Here is a 15856-nt window from a genome sequence, read left to right as displayed (position 1 = left end):
GAAGATGCCCCGCTCTTCCGGGCAATAGCCGATGCCGCAGTGCGCGATCTTGTGCGTCGGCATGCCGATGGTCTCGGTGCCGTTGACGCGGATCGAACCCTTGCGTTGGCCCGTCAGGCCCATGATGGCGCGCAGAGTGGTGGTGCGCCCCGCGCCGTTTCGGCCCAGCAAGGTGACGACCTCTCCGGGATTCACTGTCAGGTCCACGCCATGCAGGATGTGCGATTCGCCGTACCAGGCGTGCAGGTCCTTGATTTCGAGTGCGGGCAATATGCTCATCTTGGCTCCTTAGTGCGCGCCCTGCAATTCGGCCTCGACGGTGCCCATATAGGCCTCCATCACACGCGGGTCTTTCGATACCTCGGCGTATGGCCCTTCGGCCAGGATCGCGCCGCGCTGCAGTACCGTGATCTTGTCGGCGATCGACGAGACCACGTTCATGTTGTGTTCGACCATCAGAATGGTGCGCCCCACCGCGACCTTGCGAATCAGCTCGGTCACGTGCGCCACGTCCTCATGCCCCATGCCCTGGGTGGGCTCGTCCAGCAGCATCAGCTCCGGCTCCATCGCCAACGTGGTGGCGATCTCGAGCGCACGCTTGCGCCCGTACGGCAGGCTGACGGTTACGACCTCGGCTACATCGGCCAGCCCGACCTCGTCGAGCAGTTCCATGGAGCGTGCATTGAGCGTGTCGAGCGTGCGCTCGCTTCGCCAGAAATGATAGGCAGTGCCGAGCTGCCGTTGGAGGCCGATGCGCACGTTCTCCAGCACCGTCAGATGCGGGAACACGGCGGAGATCTGGAACGACCGGATGACGCCACGCCTGGCGATCTGGGCCGGCTTTTCACCCGTGATATCGATGCCGTTGAACAAAATTGTGCCGGTCGTCGGCGTCAGGAACTTGGTGAGCAGGTTGAAGCACGTGGTCTTGCCGGCGCCATTGGGGCCGATCAGTGCATGGATGGTCCCGCGCTGCACGCGCAGGTCGACGTTACTGACAGCAGTGAATCCCTTGAAGCTCTTTGATAGCTTCTGGGTCTGCAAGATGAGGTCCGACATGGCAGGATGGGGACGGTTCTGGCGTGTATTGCCGTTGGAATCGGCGGAGGTTGCGGGTAGTCTGGACGCTGGTCAGAAAGACGGGCACCTCGCAACGTCCGCCGTCGATATAGACGCGGTGACGACTTAGCCTTTGATCGGGCAAGCGCTTTGAGCGAGCGGCTCGAACGCCTTGTCAGCGGGGATCACCTTGCGAATTTTCATGAGATCCCATTCCCCCTTGGACTCGGACGGCTTCTTGGCTTCGGCGAGATACATGTCATGGAGCATCTGGCCGTTCGCCAGGATTCGTCCGTTCTTTGCGAAGAAGTCGTTGATTGGGGTTTCGCGCATCTTCGCCATGACCTTGTCTGCGTCAGCGCTACCGACTGCCTGTACTGCCTTGAGGTACTGCATGACCGCGGAGTACATACCAGCCTGGACCATGGTGGGCATGGCCTTGGTCTGAGCGAAGTACTTCTTCCCGAACGCACGGGTCTCGTCGTTGTAGTCCCAGTAGAACGCGGTAGTGAACTGCAATCCCTGGGCGACCTTCAGTCCCATTCCCCTCAGGTCATTGTCGAAGATCAGCAGTGGCGCAACGATCTGCTTGCTGCCACCCATGCCAAACTCGGCTGCCTGACGGACCGCGTTTTGGGTGTCTCGCCCTGCATTTGCAAGGGCCACGACCTGGGCCTTCGAAGCCTGCGCTTGCAGGAGGAACGAGGCGAAGTCGGATGCCGACAGGGGATGCCTTACCTTGCCCAGAACTCTACCGCCCCCTTTTTCGACGACGCTCGTTGCATTGGCTTCGAGGGAGTGGCCGAAGGCATAGTCAGCAGTCACGAAGAACCAGTCTTTTTTGCCTTCCTCGAGAATCGCTTGGGCTGTGCCGTGGGCCAAAGCGTATGTGTTGTAGACATAGTGAATCCCGTAAGGGGAGCATTGCTTTCCCGTTAGTTCGGTCGTGGCTGATCCAGCGAATATGGTGATCTTCTTCTTGCTTGCCCCCAGTTTCTGCAACGCTAGCGCGGAGGCCGAATCGGTCGACTCGATAATCATCTCGACGTTACTGCGGTCGTACCATTCTCGAGCCCGTGTCGCGGAGACATCGACCTTATTCTGGTAGTCGGCAGAGACGACCTCGATCGGCCTGCCCAGCACCTTGCCGCCAAAGTCCTGCACTGCCAGCTTGACCGCTGCGACGCCGCCTGGCCCGCCAATGCCGGAGTAGACACCACTCATGTCGACGAGCGCTCCGATTCGGAATGGCTCATCAGCGGCCATAGCGTGAGAGGCAGCCATTGCCAACAGCGCAAAGCCATAGGAAAGGGGTACTTTCATCATGATCGAGTGTCTCCAATTTATATCTATAGTTTGGTCGTTCGTGTATCGGACGATTTAGCTGTGTTCGTACGATTGACAGTTCTTATGAGCAAATTTGATGCCAGAAAGAAATTCCCATTTAACCTACGGTTTTTGAGCTTTTTTGTCCTCGAGGGCAGCTTCGAGGACAGTTTTCTTGGAGCGACATGTATTCCGAAACTACACTTCCGACTACACTCGGGCGGCCGTGACTGTAGTCAAACGGCGTGTTTACGCCCTAGAACAGAAGGCCCTTGCCTCACCGCAATCGATGGATGTCCAGTAAGAGATGAGAAGCTGGCGTAGAGGCCAGAGGTAGGCGCGATATTGGCTATCGTGCGGAAGGCTGCATCGACGCCACGCACCTAGAGGCCCGGGAATCCGGTTTGCCACGGACTGTCGGTGCGTAGCAGAACGGTCCGTCAGACCGCTAGCCCATGCTCAGACTCAGGACGTACTTTCCCGAAACCTGGCCCGACCGCAAGGCGGCCAGCGCTTCACCTGCGCGGTCAAGGGGGAGCACAGCGGCAATGCGCGGCTTGATCGCACCCCTTTCATAGAGGCGGAATATTTCCTTCTGAACAGCCAGAACCTTCTCTGGCTGCCGCTCCCGATAGTCACTCCACTGCAAGCCGGTAGCGGTAATGTTCTTAACCAGCAAGTAGTTGGCCTTGATCTCGGGGATTCGCCCGGCGGCAAAGCCGATAATCACGGCGCGGCCACACCAAGCGAGAGCGCGGAGGGACGCATCAAATACGTCTCCGCCCAATGTGTCCAGAAGCACATCAGCGCCTTTTCCGCCGGTGGCTTGCCGAACCTGCTCCCGCACAGACTCGCGAAGATTGGGTACGGCTAGGTCGATCACCGCAGCCGCGCCGAGTTCTTCAGCGAGTTGCGCTTGAGCGGTGCTGCCGACGCCGGCGAGCGCCTTGCCGCCCAGGCCTTGGACGATCTGCAGTGCTGCTGAACCGACTCCACCCGTGGCGCCCGTTACGAGTACTGCCTCTCCGGGCTTGAAGCCACCACGTTCCATCAGTCCGAAATATGCGGTCTGATAGACAAGCCCCATCGCTGCGGCATCCTCGAACGGCATGGAATCCGGCAAATGAAAGCAGCTCGCTTCGTTGACACTCACAAGTTCGGCGTAGCCGCCATACTCAAGCTGTGCCACGACACGTTCGCCGGGTCGGAACCGCTGCACGTCCTTGCCGACAGTCTTCACTATGCCGGCAGCATCTTTTCCCGGCGCGAATGGTCGTTCCGGCAGCATCTGATACTGGCCGCGAACGACCAGCAGGTCGGGGTAGTTCACCGCTGCAGCCTTCACCTCAATGAGGACATCGTTGGGTCCAACCGCGGGATCTGGCAGCGTGCCGACGGACAGATACTCTGGTTCGCAGAACTCTTGGACAGTTACGGCCTTCATCGCGTTTTTTCACTCCTGGTTGAGATGCATTCGTCGTAGCCACCAAGGCGCGGCGCATCACGTGTCAGCTCCGCGCCGCGAAATGCGCTGATGACAGGGATGGGCAGCGCCGGGAGTTCTTCGCCGGAACTGCTCCGGACGCGCCGTTGAAACAATCCGCGGGATGCGAAATGGGGATCTTGGCTGGCCTCTTCCAGGCTGACCACCTTGACCGTGCATACATCGTGGCCGGCAAAGCGCTGGACCCAGAACGCCGCCGTGTTTCCCGCAATGACTTCGGCGACCAATTCCCTGGTCTGCTTCGGGTCCTGACCCGCGAGGACCCGTTCTTCAAGCCCGATCCGCTCGACAAAGTTGCTCCAGAACTTATCCTCAATCGGCGCCGCGGCTAGGTACTCGTCGTCCGAAGTCCGATAGATCTGGTAACGCGGGGAGCCTCCTGTGACCAGTTCCGAGGCCGAGGAGGGCCAGCTTCCGCGCCATCCGCTGCCAAGGCCCCAGTATAGGAACGTGAAGAGGTTGTCCGCCATCGAGATGTCAAGATGGACGCCAACCTGTGTCTGGTCACGATGTCGCAGCGCCAGCAGGATGTTAATCACCGCAGGGTAGGCTCCGCCCGCGATGTCGGCTATCAGTGCTGGCGGCAGGCCGGGCATGCCATCGCTGCCAGCGGTCAGCGACAGCATTCCGGTCGTTGCAACGTAGTTGAGGTCATGCGCTGCATCGTTTGCCTTGGGCCCGTCCTGTCCGTACCCAGTGATCGAGCAGTAGATCAGGCCCGGGTTGATCTGCGCCAATGCTGCGTAGCCCAAACCAAGCCGGTCCATGACTCCCGGACGAAATTGCTCGACAAGCACGTCGGCTTCGCGAATCAGCGGTTCAAGGCTTGCGAGCGCAGATGGCGACTTGAGGTCGATGGCAACGGATTGCTTGCCGCGGTTCAGCAGGACGAAATTTGTGCTGTCCGAGCCGATTTTCGGCTCGTAAGATCGCATCTCGTCACCGCGCAGCGGGCGCTCGAATTTGATGACTTCCGCGCCCGCTTCCGCAAGCAGCAGTGTGCAGAGGGGGCCGGGCAACAGCGTGCTGAAGTCAAGCACCTTCACGCCGCTCAGTGGCTGCGTCATGATGCCGTCCGTTCGGCGCGCTCGGCGGCAACGCGGGCGCGACGAGCCGGTGCATAGGCTTCCTGGCCAAGAGCCTCGTAGAGCGCTGACGTGACAGCGTAGTGATGCGCGAGTCCAGTGCGCTCCAGCAGTGAGATCGGACCCTCCGGATACCCGAGGCCAAGGCACAGTGTCTTGTCGAGGTCAGCCGCGGTGGCGAGCTTTTCGTCGAGTCGTCGAAGCGCCGCGTTGTAGTATGGACGAACGAGTCTATCGATGATGCGGCCGGGAAAGTCGTTGCAGACCGCCACGGTCAGGCCGGCCGAGGTAAAGGCGCTCTTCGCCGCCTCGATGGCGCTGTCGAGCGTATTCGGCTGCTTGACGAGCTCGACCAGATTGCTCGGCGCAGCATCGCCGAGGCGAAATCTCGCGAAGCCGACCACGTTCGAGCCTTCAGTGCCGCCGTGCTCCCCGGTATGAACACCGAGGCACTCGGTTCCGAGTTCAATCGCGATGAAGGACGCCGCGTAGTCTGGGAAAGTGCGGGCATAGGCCTCGCCGGCGCCGATACCAAGAAAGACGCGCCCCAGGCCGGAGTCAGCCGCCTGTGCGAGGAAAGGATGTGCGTCGGGAAACGAGCGGCTGTTCCCCGTGTTGACGATTTCATAGGTCATATTAGGCTCCGAACATTTTTGAATCACCATAGACATGGAAGCCCTTGCCGGCCTTCTTGCCCAGCCACTTCGCTGCGATCATGCGGCGAACCAGAGGGGGGCACGCTGCGCGGGGCTCCTGCGTCAATCCGTGCATCGCCTCGCAGAGGAGCTTCTGTGTGTCGAGTCCGACGAGGTCGAGCAGTTCAAGCGGACCCATGGGGTAGCCCAGTCCCACCTTGATTGCCGCATCGATGTCGGATGGCTCGGCGACGCCCTGTTCGACGAGCCGGATGGCGTCATTGTTGAAGGGGATCAGGAAGTAGTTCAGGATGAACCCGGGCGTATCCAGGGTCTTGACCGGCTTCTGCCCCAACTGCTCGGCGAAGCCCCACGCATGGGAGAAGGTGTCATCGGAGGTGCCGAGACCAGGCGACATTTCGACCAGCTTCATCAACTGAGCGGGAAGGCAGAAATGCATACCGACGAAGCGGTCGGGACGACCGGAGCCTCCAGCGATCTCCGTGATCGAGATCGTCGAGGTGTTCGAGGCGAAGATCGTATGGGGAGGGCAGATCGCGTCGAGCGAGGTGAAAAGCTCATGCTTGACGGCGAGATCCTCGAAAACGGCCTCGATAACGATATCGCATTCGGCCATGGCATCCAGGCTGGTCGTTCCTTCCCACCGGTCCATGATCGCCTGGACGTCGGCAGGCTGAATCTTCCCGCGCTCCGCAGATTTCTTCAGGAATCCTTCGGTTTGGCTCTTGGCGCGGTCCAGCGCATCTTGCCTCTTATCGAAAACAAGGGTCTTGAAGCCGGCGCGTGCGGCCACGATCGCGATGCCCATACCCATCGTGCCACTGCCAGCGATTCCAACGGTCTGAATTTCTGTCATGTTTATCTCTCCTATTTGGCCAGGAAGCTTCTGCCGATCAACTGGCGATGAATCTGATTCGTGCCTTCCCAGATCTGAGTAATCTTCGCGTCGCGCATCAGACGCTCGACGCGATAGTCATTGCAGTAGCCGTAGCCGCCGAGCAACTGGACTGCATCTGTCGTAATGCGCATGGCCGCATCCGTTGCGCGCAGCTTCAAGATCGATGCCTCCACCCCAAAATCACGTTCGCCGGCATCAACCATTTCACCGACTCGCCATAGCCAGGACTCACACAGCGCCAGTTCGGAGGCCAGGTCCGCCAGCATGAACTGGATGCCCTGGAACTCCAGGATCCGCCGCCCTGATTGCTTGCGTTCGTTGATGTACGCGGTAGCGTCCTCGAATGCCGCCCGGGCGATTCCGAGGGCATGCGCCGCGACGCTGGGGCGGGAACGGTTGAGCGAGCCAAAAAGGATCTGGAGTCCGTCTCCCGGGTTACCGATGAGGTTGGCCCGGGGAACGCGGCAGTTGTCGAAAGATAGGGCCGCCGTACTCGATGCTCGCGTCCCCATCTTGTGCTCGGTGCTGAGCACCGACAGGCCGGGCGTGCCTTTCTCCAGAACCAGAGCCGAAATAGCTCGCTTGCTGTCGCTGATTTCAGACCACTTGCCGAACAGCAGATACTGGTCTGCCACATCGCCGTTGGTGATGAACACTTTGCCGCCGTTCACGACGATTTCATCGCCATTGGGGGTGAATGTCGTGCGCATGCCGGTAGCGTCTGATCCGGCAGAAGGCTCAGTGATCGCAAGGGATGCAATTGCGCCATCGGCGATGCGCGGCAGGAACCGCTGCTTCTGCTCTTCGTTGCCGTACTCGATGAGCGGTTTGATGGCATGAAAGTTTGTTGCCCAGATGATGCCAGTGGATGCACACGCTTTCGATATTTCGCGAACGCACGCCAGGTAGCAAAGGTACGAAAGCTGGGCACCGCCATAGGTATCCGGCACGAACATGGCGTTCAGCCCGAGTGCATTAATTGCCTCGATGTTTTCCCATGGGAAGGTGCCCGACCGGTCATACTCAGCGGCTTTGGGCGCGATCTGGCTTTCGCACAAGGCCTTGACGCTGTCGAGGATCATCTTCTCCTCATCGGAGAAGTTGAGCCTTGCGTCAAGGCGTTCCAGAATATTCATGTCTCGCTCCTGTTTTAGAGTGCCATACCTTGGCCGCCATCGATATACAGCGTCTCACCGGTAAGGAAGTGGCCAGGTAGTTGGAACAACATCGTTACCAGCCCCGCGATCTCCTGCGCGTTGCCCGGCCCGCCAGTTGGAATTCGCTTCTCGAGAAAGGCGTGGAGCGGTCCTGAGTTGAGTTCTTCGCGGTTCAGGTCCGTTTCGATATACCCAGGAGCGACATTCAGTACGCGGATTCCTGCGCTTGCCCACTCCACGGCAAGGCATCGGGTGATCGCGCCCACCGCGGCCTTGGACGCGCAGTATGCGACATTCCCTTTAACGCCAAGCTTGTCGAAGAATGACCCGATGTTGACAATTAGTGCGGAACCGGCAGCCACCAGGAACGGGTGGGCGACCTGGCTCGCGGACAGGACGGACGTGGCGTTTGTTGTCATCACCCTTTCGTATTCGGCCAGGGGAAAAGATGCCGACTTCCCCTGCAGATGCACGCCTGCGTTGTTAACAAGGCCCACGATTGGTCTTTCGGTCGAAGTAGCTACCGTATCGAATGCTGCCTTGAGCGAGGCCTGATCCGTGATATCGCATGCGACCGCGAACATGCGCGCACGCACTTCGCCTGTGAGGCTCTCCTCGACCGGCAAGTCGCCGGAACGCGATAGGCAGGCTACCTGGAAGCCGTTGTTGGCCAGTTCCGCCGCTATCGCAGCGCCTATTCCCCGGCTAGCGCCGGTGACGACCACACAGCCGTCGGTCATGCTATGCATCTTTAAACTCCGGCAATCGTTTCTCGATGAAGGCACGCATGCCTTCCTCTGCGTCCTCGGTCCGGTACGCAAGCGTTGAGAGGTCGGCCTCGATGCGCAAGCCCTCGTCCAGCGTTGTCGACATGCCACGCTGAATGGCTTCCCGGGCAAACGTCGAGGCGCACTTGCTGAACGTGATGAACTGAGAGAGGAAAGCCTTGCCAAGTTCATGCGGGTCTTCGCCATCAACTAGCTGATTGACCAGGCCGATGCGGTCGGCCTCCTGAGCCTCGATGGTGCGGCCGGACATTACTAACTCCGTAGCGCGCGCTTCTCCGACCAGGCGGGGAAGGCGTTGGGTTCCCCCGTAGCCCGGAATCAGTCCCAGCTTGATCTCGGGCAGCCCCATTTTTGCCTTAGGGGTTGCAATCCGGAAGGTGCAAGCCATGGCCAGCTCAAGCCCACCGCCAAACGCGTAACCATGAAGTACGGCGACGGAAGGGATTGGCAGCTCGGCCAGCTTGGCAAAGGTGCGTTGGCCGAGTTGTGCTCCCTGACGCTGCGCCATGACGTCGCGGTCCATGAGTTCCTTGATATCCGCACCTGCGCAAAAAGCCTTCGGCCCTGCTCCTGTCATAATCAGTGCGCGCGCTGGGGAGGCGGCCACCTCGTCGATCGCGCGGGAAAGCGCCTCGATCATGCTGAACTGCAGGGCGTTCAATGCTTCTGGACGGTTCAGGGTCAGGACAGCATAGGGCCCGGCGAATGTCAGTTGTATTGTCATGTCAGGCTCCCGCAGCAGCTTTCGCGTTGTAGCGGACCGGCAAAGGCGCGAGTTTGCCGGTACGGGTCAGCTCGACGAGCTCCCGCTTGAGGATCTTCCCGCTGGCAGTCAGGGGGAAGGCGTCGAGGCCGAGGAAGTATTCGGGCATGTCGTACTTCGACAGTCCGCAGCTCGCCAGGTGGTCAAGCATTTGCTGAGGGTCTACGCTCTTGCCGGCGCGGGGAATGATAGACAGGCAGACCTTCTCGCCCAGACGCTCGTCCTGAACCGGAAACGCTGCCGCGCGTTCCACGCTTGGGTGGCGCATGGCAAGTTCTTCGATGTGTGCAGGATGAATATTGTGTCCGCCCCGGATGATCAGGTCCTTCTTGCGGCCCACAATCACAAGACACCCGTTCTCGTCCATAACGCCGAGGTCGCCGCTCATGAACCAGCCGTGGATGTTGAAGGATGTCTCCGTCGCGACCTGATTGCTGAAATAGCCCAGCATCAGGACTCCGCCGCGACCACCGATTTCGCCGACCTCGCCAATTTCAGCTTCCGAGTCGGAGTCGTCCTGCTTCCACAGTCGAACTTCGTATCCACGGCACGCACGACCGCAAGTGGAGACAATGGTGTCCTGGGTATCAGTTGGAACGGTATAGTTGTGTGACCCGTTTTCCGTCATGCCGTAGACGTTCTGCGGCGTAATGCCCAGGCTAACGAACTTCTCGGCAACGTCGCGCGGGATGGCAGCACCTGCCATATAGAACGTACGGACATTACCGAGAGAGGACAACCCTCTGTCGCGGATAGCCTGCAGGATGTCCATCGCGTGTGTCGGTACGCCCATGACGTAGGTCGCACCGGTCTCGAGTATCCAGTCCAGCGCGTGTTCGCCGCGGCCCAGGTTGGTCATGACGAGTTCCAGGCCTGCCACCAGCATCTGTTCGATCGCAACAGTGGCAATATGGTGGCTCATAGGGCTGAGCGTGAGGAGCGTAGTTTCTGCCGTGTGTCCCCAGTCGGCTACGAGCGCTCGCCCGTTTGCCAGCAGCGTGTTATCGCTGTGCATGACGCCCTTGGGCTGACCGGTCGTACCGGAGGTGAACGCCAGGTAGACGATCTTGTCCGGGTTCAGGTCGGGTAACGCAAGTGCCGACGGGGGCTGCCGGCCAGGAAAGGGCTGCGAACCTGCGGCAACTGGCGTGGTCGTCCCCCGTGCGTTGGTAAGCGCATAGACAGCACTGAGGGTGGGTACACTGGCCACGCGCGCGAAGATGGAATTGCAATCCGAATCCGCGCCGTATCCTTCCATGGCAAACAGCGCCCGGCACTGGATACGGTTCAGCAAGGTGCAGATCTCGTCTACCGTGTAGTTCTGGTGGAGAGACGGGCAGCAAACATAGCCGTTTCGCGAGCACGCGAGGAATACGATGGCGGTCTGCACCACGTTCGGCAGCCAAACGCCGACGCGGTCGCCAGGCTTGAGGCCTTTCCGGTGCAGATCCTCGGCGACGCTATCGACCCAGTCGATAACCTCCCGCCAACTCATGCGGACATCGGCGTCGCGCAGGGCACACGCGCTGGGCCGCTCGCGGGCATGGCGCCGCGCGAGCGTGTATAGCGTTTCCTGCTGCCAGATGCCGGAGAGATAGTAGTCTCTGGCATTTTGAGGGTTGTGGAGGGTGAGGATATTTTGCATGGCCGTGATGTGTTGGATCAGTGTCCGAACTTCGCGGAATCAGGCTTGCGCCGTTCGGCGAAGGCTGCTGCGAGTTCATCATGCTCTTCGGTATCGAGATAGCCACGAAGAAGGAGATCGTGGGCCATACGCGACAACCCACTGACCCCGCCGTGCCGTGCGTTGAATGCACTCTTGAGAGAGGCCAGCGCGAAGGCCCCCCGTTCGGCGATCTCCAGTGCATACTCTCTGGTAGCCGTCTTCAGTTCGTCATCGGGGACGACCTTATTGATCAGGCCCATCTCCAAGGCTTCCTTGGCGCTCATCTTGGGATTTCGAAACCAGATGTCCTTAGCGCGCTTCTTGCCGACCAGATCTTCCAGGTACCAAGTGCCGTAGCCCGCGTCGAAACTGCCTACCATGGGGCCGACCTGGCGGAAGACCGCCGACTCTTTTGCGATGGTCAGATCGCAGACGACCTGGAGGACATTGCCACCGCCGACGGCGAAGCCGTTCACGGAGGCAACCACGGGCTTCTGCAGACGATCGATGCTCTCGTACATCTCGAGTGTCGGCAGTACGCCGGCATAAAGCGTGGTGTCTTGCATGCCATCCTTCCTGCCTCCCGTGCAGAAGAACTTCTCGCCGGCGCCAGTAATGACGATCACGCGGGTCCGAGTCTCACGACGAATCTCGTTGATGCAGTCGCGGATCTCGTGGCACATCTTTTCGGTGAACATGTTCCCGTCGTGGGGACGATTTAGTGTAATCGTGCCGATCGGGCCATCTTCTTCGTAGAGGATTTCGTCATAGTTCATGTTGTGTCTCCTGGTTAAACGATCTCTGAATCCATGAGGCCGGCTATACATGCAGCGGACATCGAGAGCCGTTCGCGGAGGATGCGCTCGGAGTCCTGGCCCAAGGAGGGTGGTGCTGTGCGAATTACCTGATTGCTGCCGTTGAAGCGAATTCCCAAGCCGACTTGGGGAATCAAGCCGGCCGGGCCTTGTACCGCAAAAAAGAGGCCATCCTCCCGGAGTGGCGCGTCGGCGACGAGCTGCTCGATCGTGTTGATCGGTCCGGACGGAATCCTGTGCCTTTCGAACAGGGCAAGCCAGTCGGCGCGAGTGCGTTCGAGCAGGATGTCCGCGATCGCTGCGACGATACGCTCGCGCGCGTGTCTTCGTTTCGAGTTGGTTTCGAAGCCTGCTTGCTGACCGTATTCGGGGCGACCTACGGCGGACCAGAATCGCTGCCATATCGCATCGTTGCCCAAGCCAAGGGTGATCGGCTCATCGGCGGTGTCGAAGACCTGATAGACAGCAATAACGGAGTCCCTGCCGCCAGAGCGCCGGGGAGCCTGTCCGGATCCAAGGAAGGGCACGATCTTTGGCGCCATGAATCGGGTCGCACTCGCCACCATCGATATGTCGATCTGCTGGCCTGCACCGGTCCGCTGGCGTTCATAGAGTGCCGCCAGCGTCGCCAGTGCAACGTCCTGGCCAGCCAGGAGGTCTGCGGCCGGCGTGCCGACCTTCTGCGCGGCGCCTTCCGTCTCTCCGGTAAGGTCCATGACACCGGAGTAGCCCTCGGCAATGAGGTCGTAGCAAGGCAGGTCCGCGCGGGGGCCCTCCAAGCCGAAGCCAGTGATGGAGACGTGGATCAGCGATGGATTGACCGCCCTGAGGGTCGCGTAGTCCAGGCCGAGCTTCTCCTGGACTCGCGCTACCGTGTTCATGACAACTACGTCACTGTCCTTGATGAGTTCGTAGAGGACCTTTCTTCCCTCTGGTCGAAGCAGGTCGATGGTGATGCTCGACTTGTTGCGATTCACGCTGAGGAACCACAGGGATTCGCCATCCAGAAACGGAGGGCCCCACGCCCGTGTGTCATCGCCACCTCCGCGCTTTTCTACCTTGATGACCTCTGCGCCCAGGTCGGCAAGAAGCTGAGTGCCATACGGGCCGGCAATTGAGGTGGTGAGATCGAGCACGGTGACCTCTCGCAGGAACTGAAGGCCGGCAGAGATAGGGAATATCGGAAGGGTGTTCAGGACGTCCATTTCAAGTCCGGCGGATGGGAGTTGATCTCTGAACTGCAAGCACCATGCCACCCAGATTCGCGGTTGGCACGGGATGTGCTCAGCCGAGTGAGGCATGCGCCGTAAATCGGCGGCGGGCGCGGGTTTTGGGCCGATTGGCTGGGGAATGCGGAGACCGGCGTCGAAAGCCTGGTGGAGGATCCTCGCCAATTTGTGTAGTCGGGAAGTGTTCTTCGACTACATGTCTGTGTACACGCCGAGTACACTAAGAGAAAGTTAGAGAGCCGACTATTGAGGCCGGAGACATGAAGAAAGAGACAGAAGGTATCCTCGTTCTCGATGACGCAGGAGAGACGAAGTTCGCCAGCGGGCTAGGGCGCGATGTGTCGGTAGCGCGATCGCTGTCGGGCATTTGGCGCAATCGCGGCAAGGTGCCGGTCAAGCGCCTCTCGGCACTGGCGGACCTCGAGCGTCCCCTTACCATTGCCGCTGTCCACAGTCCCGAAGGCATCTGTTTTTTAATCTTCGCGGCGGGTGAGTGCGATGAGCTTAGCGAATTTCTTGCGAGCGTCGACTCGGCGGAGGACATCATTCGGCACTTCATCACCGATCCATACAAGGCCATCGTGGTCGTGGATACGGCTGGAAAAATCTGTTACATGAGCCCGGTTCACGAACGCTTTTTTGGCTTGCGGCACGGGGAAGCGATCGGGCGTCACGTGACGGACGTAATCGAGAATTCGAAGCTGCAGGAGGTGGTGGCAACGGGTAAGGCGCAGGTAGCGCAGCTTCAGGAGATGAACGGCGTCACCCGCATCGTCTCGCGCACCCCGATATTCGACCGGAACAAGCGCGTCGTCGCCGCGATCGGGCAGGTTATGTTCAAAGGTCCGGAAGCCATCAAGGAGATGAGCAACGAGCTGGCCCAGGTAAAGATGGAACTGGACTTTGTCAGGCGCGAGCTTTCCGGGATCAGGAACCGAACCTATGGGCTGGATCAGATTGTCGGGCGCAGCGAGGCGGTGCGCCGGCTCAAGGAAGACATTGTCCGTGTGGCGCCTCTCGATGTCCCGGTACTACTGGTTGGGGAGAGCGGCACTGGAAAAGAGTTAGTGGCGCATGCAATCCATATGCTCAGTCCCAGAAGCGACAAGCCTCTGGTTCTGGTGAACTCCGCCGCGATGCCGCAAAACCTAGTCGAGAGCGAACTGTTTGGCTACGAGCCAGGCGCATTCACCGGTGCGGACCGCAAGGGTAGGAGGGGTAAGTTTGAGGCGGCAGATACCGGAAGCCTGTTCCTCGACGAGATCGGGGACATGCCACTCGAGATCCAGGTGAAATTGCTGCGGGTGCTGCAGGATGGCAAGTTTGAGAGGGTTGGCGGCGACCGTGCCAGGCAATCGGATTTCCGCTTGATTTCTGCAAGTAATCGAGACTTTAGTTCGATGATCGCCGATAGCTCGTTCCGACTGGATCTGTTCTATCGGATCAGCGCGGTGACACTGCGCTTGCCTGCGCTCAGGGATCGTCTGGAGGATATTCCCGAGCTGGCCGCCACCTTCCTCGAAGCATTTGCCGTCCGGCAAGGTGTCGCACGTAAATCAATCACGGACGCCGCGTTGCGTTTCCTCCAGTCGCGCTCCTGGCCAGGCAATATTCGTCAACTGCAACATGCGATTGAACGGGCCGCGATTTTCAGTGATGGACCGACGCTCTCCATAGCGAGTTTTGGGAGCCTTGAAGGGGCGGATAATGTGCCGGAAATCAGTCGCTTCGCGCAGAATTTAGGGAGAGAGTCCTCCGGAAAATCGGATGTAAAGGATGCGAAGCAACGTGTGGAGTCCGATCTGATACTGGAGGCTATGGAGCGCACTGGAGGCAACAAGAAGCGCGTCGCCGAGGAACTGGGCATTTCGCGCTCATACCTCTACAAACGGCTCAATGCCTTAGCGGAGGCCGCTCAGGGGAAGGATATCGAGAGGTGAGCGCAACATGGATTTCTCGGCCGCCGCGCTGGCCGCGACCTTGGACATGACAGCCTTCGTTGCATCGCTGTGCGTGTTCGGTGCGAGACATGCCCGTCATTACCCCGTGAGGCATCGCACAGTTCCGAGGTTGCGGGTGTGCATTAAAGCAAGGGTACCTCGCTCTCCGCCGCAGCGTGAGAGTGCCTTCGGATGCTGCGGAACGGATCCTTGTAGCACGCAATCGACCGCGCTACTGCCGCGGGCTTTCGTGCGAATCGATGCAATCGGCAAAACCGGCTTGTCGGATCTTGATTGTGCTCTGCACGAGATCGTAGCCAAGATTGGAGACCCCACCGAGGAACGGCATCGCCGCCACTTCTTTTCACGATGTGGGCCGCAGTCCGTGCCACGATCCGCTACCCGACGGGCGTTTTGTCGGCCATCTGTTCCGGCAACGACGTAGGCTGACCGGCGGCTTTGGCCGATGATCGGCCGGCCGCCAAGGGCCACCAGAATGACGGCACCCGGCCAAGAAACAGACATTCAATGCATATGCCTTCCAAGCTCCGGTCAGTTCCCGCTCGCACCATGTGCGCGTATGTTCTCGATCCAGCAGGCACGTTTCCTCTCGTCGGCAAAGGTGAGCCCGTACAGATTCTCGCGAATCGGCTTGATCCCGGCGAAGCTCAGCATACTGCGCTCAAAGCCGCGGACTCCGTATGCGCCAAAGTAGCGGGCGATGGGCGCGGAGCTGGGCCATCACCTGGGCTACCCGGCGGGCGCTGAGCGCCCCGAGGATGCCACCAACCAGCGCAATGGCTCCAGCGCCAAGACCGTGCTTACCGACACGGGACCCTTGCGCCTGGCGATCCCGCGCGACCGCGACGGCCGCTTCGCGCCCATCCTGATTCCCAAGCACGACCGGCGTTTTACTGGCTTTGACGACAAGATCATCGCCATGTATGCGCGCGGCATGACGGTACGCGAG

At 60.0% G+C, this 15856-nt stretch carries 14 protein-coding genes and 1 pseudogene; 2 read left to right on the top strand and 13 right to left on the bottom strand.

The annotated features are described in order from the left end of the window. From ACYP5B_RS21685 to ACYP5B_RS21625, 13 genes are all read right to left on the bottom strand, one after another. On the bottom strand, nucleotides 1-279 hold a 279-nt coding region (locus tag ACYP5B_RS21685; protein WP_459571038.1), incomplete at its 3' end, for an ATP-binding cassette domain-containing protein. A 9-nt stretch (nucleotides 280-288) separates the two neighbouring features. Next, nucleotides 289-1059 (bottom strand): ABC transporter ATP-binding protein, encoded by a 771-nt coding sequence (locus ACYP5B_RS21680; RefSeq protein WP_318232784.1) that lies wholly within the window; start codon nucleotides 1057-1059, stop codon nucleotides 289-291. 126 nt (nucleotides 1060-1185) lie between these two features. Further along, nucleotides 1186-2382 (bottom strand): ABC transporter substrate-binding protein, encoded by a 1197-nt coding sequence (locus ACYP5B_RS21675; RefSeq protein WP_459571039.1) that lies wholly within the window; start codon nucleotides 2380-2382, stop codon nucleotides 1186-1188. A gap of 451 nt (nucleotides 2383-2833) precedes the next feature. Continuing rightward, nucleotides 2834-3829, bottom strand: coding sequence for an NADPH:quinone oxidoreductase family protein (locus ACYP5B_RS21670; protein ID WP_459571037.1), 996 nt, complete (start codon nucleotides 3827-3829; stop codon nucleotides 2834-2836). Continuing rightward, entirely contained in the window at nucleotides 3826-4956 is a 1131-nt protein-coding gene (locus tag ACYP5B_RS21665; protein WP_318232781.1) for a CaiB/BaiF CoA transferase family protein, read from the bottom strand. Before ACYP5B_RS21665 ends, ACYP5B_RS21670 begins: the two co-directional genes overlap by 4 nt. Further along, the gene (locus ACYP5B_RS21660) at nucleotides 4953-5609 is read right to left on the bottom strand and encodes a 3-hydroxyacyl-CoA dehydrogenase family protein (RefSeq protein WP_459571036.1); all 657 of its coding nucleotides are present in this window, start codon (nucleotides 5607-5609) and stop codon (nucleotides 4953-4955) included. The genes ACYP5B_RS21665 and ACYP5B_RS21660 overlap by 4 nt, the downstream gene beginning before the upstream one ends. A 1-nt stretch (nucleotide 5610) precedes the next feature. After that, nucleotides 5611-6486: a 3-hydroxyacyl-CoA dehydrogenase family protein gene (locus ACYP5B_RS21655; protein ID WP_459571035.1), complete on the bottom strand. Its 876-nt coding sequence runs from the start codon at nucleotides 6484-6486 to the stop codon at nucleotides 5611-5613. Between the two features lie 11 nt (nucleotides 6487-6497). Next, complete coding sequence (locus ACYP5B_RS21650; protein ID WP_459571034.1) at nucleotides 6498-7664, bottom strand: acyl-CoA dehydrogenase family protein; 1167 nt, start codon at nucleotides 7662-7664, stop codon at nucleotides 6498-6500. Between the two features lie 14 nt (nucleotides 7665-7678). Continuing rightward, nucleotides 7679-8434: an SDR family NAD(P)-dependent oxidoreductase gene (locus ACYP5B_RS21645; protein ID WP_459571033.1), complete on the bottom strand. Its 756-nt coding sequence runs from the start codon at nucleotides 8432-8434 to the stop codon at nucleotides 7679-7681. Continuing rightward, nucleotides 8427-9197 (bottom strand): enoyl-CoA hydratase/isomerase family protein, encoded by a 771-nt coding sequence (locus ACYP5B_RS21640; RefSeq protein ID WP_459571032.1) that lies wholly within the window; start codon nucleotides 9195-9197, stop codon nucleotides 8427-8429. Before ACYP5B_RS21640 ends, ACYP5B_RS21645 begins: the two co-directional genes overlap by 8 nt. 1 nt (nucleotide 9198) lies before the next feature. Further along, the gene (locus ACYP5B_RS21635; RefSeq protein ID WP_459571031.1) at nucleotides 9199-10881 is read right to left on the bottom strand and encodes a class I adenylate-forming enzyme family protein; all 1683 of its coding nucleotides are present in this window, start codon (nucleotides 10879-10881) and stop codon (nucleotides 9199-9201) included. Nucleotides 10882-10898: 17 nt separating this feature from the next. Further along, nucleotides 10899-11678, bottom strand: a complete 780-nt coding sequence (locus tag ACYP5B_RS21630) for an enoyl-CoA hydratase-related protein (protein WP_459571030.1) — start codon at nucleotides 11676-11678, stop codon at nucleotides 10899-10901. Between the two features lie 14 nt (nucleotides 11679-11692). Then, a complete protein-coding gene (locus ACYP5B_RS21625; RefSeq protein ID WP_459571029.1) occupies nucleotides 11693-12922 on the bottom strand; it encodes a CaiB/BaiF CoA transferase family protein in 1230 nt (409 codons plus the stop codon). Nucleotides 12923-13206: 284 nt separating this feature from the next. On the opposite strand from ACYP5B_RS21625, the gene ACYP5B_RS21620 reads away from it, so the two are divergent. Together ACYP5B_RS21620 and ACYP5B_RS21615 are read left to right on the top strand one after the other, a co-directional pair. Next, nucleotides 13207-14886 carry a sigma-54 interaction domain-containing protein gene (locus ACYP5B_RS21620; protein WP_459571028.1) on the top strand — a complete coding sequence of 560 codons (1680 nt, stop codon included), beginning with the start codon at nucleotides 13207-13209 and terminating at the stop codon, nucleotides 14884-14886. 715 nt (nucleotides 14887-15601) lie between these two features. After that, nucleotides 15602-15856, top strand: a pseudogene (locus ACYP5B_RS21615) (transposase); the annotation flags it as partial.

Source organism: Cupriavidus sp. 8B (genome assembly GCF_054589115.1).
Note: the sequence above shows the minus strand (reverse complement) of the source record. Positions and strands in the feature narration are given on the sequence as shown.

Excerpts from the sequence above, each read along its gene's own strand:
- ACYP5B_RS21680 (WP_318232784.1), bottom strand. The coding sequence starts at position 1,059 with ATGTCGGACCTCATCTTGCAGACCCAGAAGCTATCAAAGAGCTTCAAG.
- ACYP5B_RS21675 (WP_459571039.1), bottom strand. The coding sequence starts at position 2,382 with ATGAAAGTACCCCTTTCCTATGGCTTTGCGCTGTTGGCAATGGCTGCC.
- ACYP5B_RS21670 (WP_459571037.1), bottom strand. The coding sequence starts at position 3,829 with ATGAAGGCCGTAACTGTCCAAGAGTTCTGCGAACCAGAGTATCTGTCC.
- ACYP5B_RS21665 (WP_318232781.1), bottom strand. The coding sequence starts at position 4,956 with ATGACGCAGCCACTGAGCGGCGTGAAGGTGCTTGACTTCAGCACGCTG.
- ACYP5B_RS21660 (WP_459571036.1), bottom strand. The coding sequence starts at position 5,609 with ATGACCTATGAAATCGTCAACACGGGGAACAGCCGCTCGTTTCCCGAC.
- ACYP5B_RS21655 (WP_459571035.1), bottom strand. The coding sequence starts at position 6,486 with ATGACAGAAATTCAGACCGTTGGAATCGCTGGCAGTGGCACGATGGGT.
- ACYP5B_RS21650 (WP_459571034.1), bottom strand. The coding sequence starts at position 7,664 with ATGAATATTCTGGAACGCCTTGACGCAAGGCTCAACTTCTCCGATGAG.
- ACYP5B_RS21645 (WP_459571033.1), bottom strand. The coding sequence starts at position 8,434 with ATGCATAGCATGACCGACGGCTGTGTGGTCGTCACCGGCGCTAGCCGG.
- ACYP5B_RS21640 (WP_459571032.1), bottom strand. The coding sequence starts at position 9,197 with ATGACAATACAACTGACATTCGCCGGGCCCTATGCTGTCCTGACCCTG.
- ACYP5B_RS21635 (WP_459571031.1), bottom strand. The coding sequence starts at position 10,881 with ATGCAAAATATCCTCACCCTCCACAACCCTCAAAATGCCAGAGACTAC.
- ACYP5B_RS21630 (WP_459571030.1), bottom strand. The coding sequence starts at position 11,678 with ATGAACTATGACGAAATCCTCTACGAAGAAGATGGCCCGATCGGCACG.
- ACYP5B_RS21625 (WP_459571029.1), bottom strand. The coding sequence starts at position 12,922 with ATGGACGTCCTGAACACCCTTCCGATATTCCCTATCTCTGCCGGCCTT.
- ACYP5B_RS21620 (WP_459571028.1), top strand. The coding sequence starts at position 13,207 with ATGAAGAAAGAGACAGAAGGTATCCTCGTTCTCGATGACGCAGGAGAG.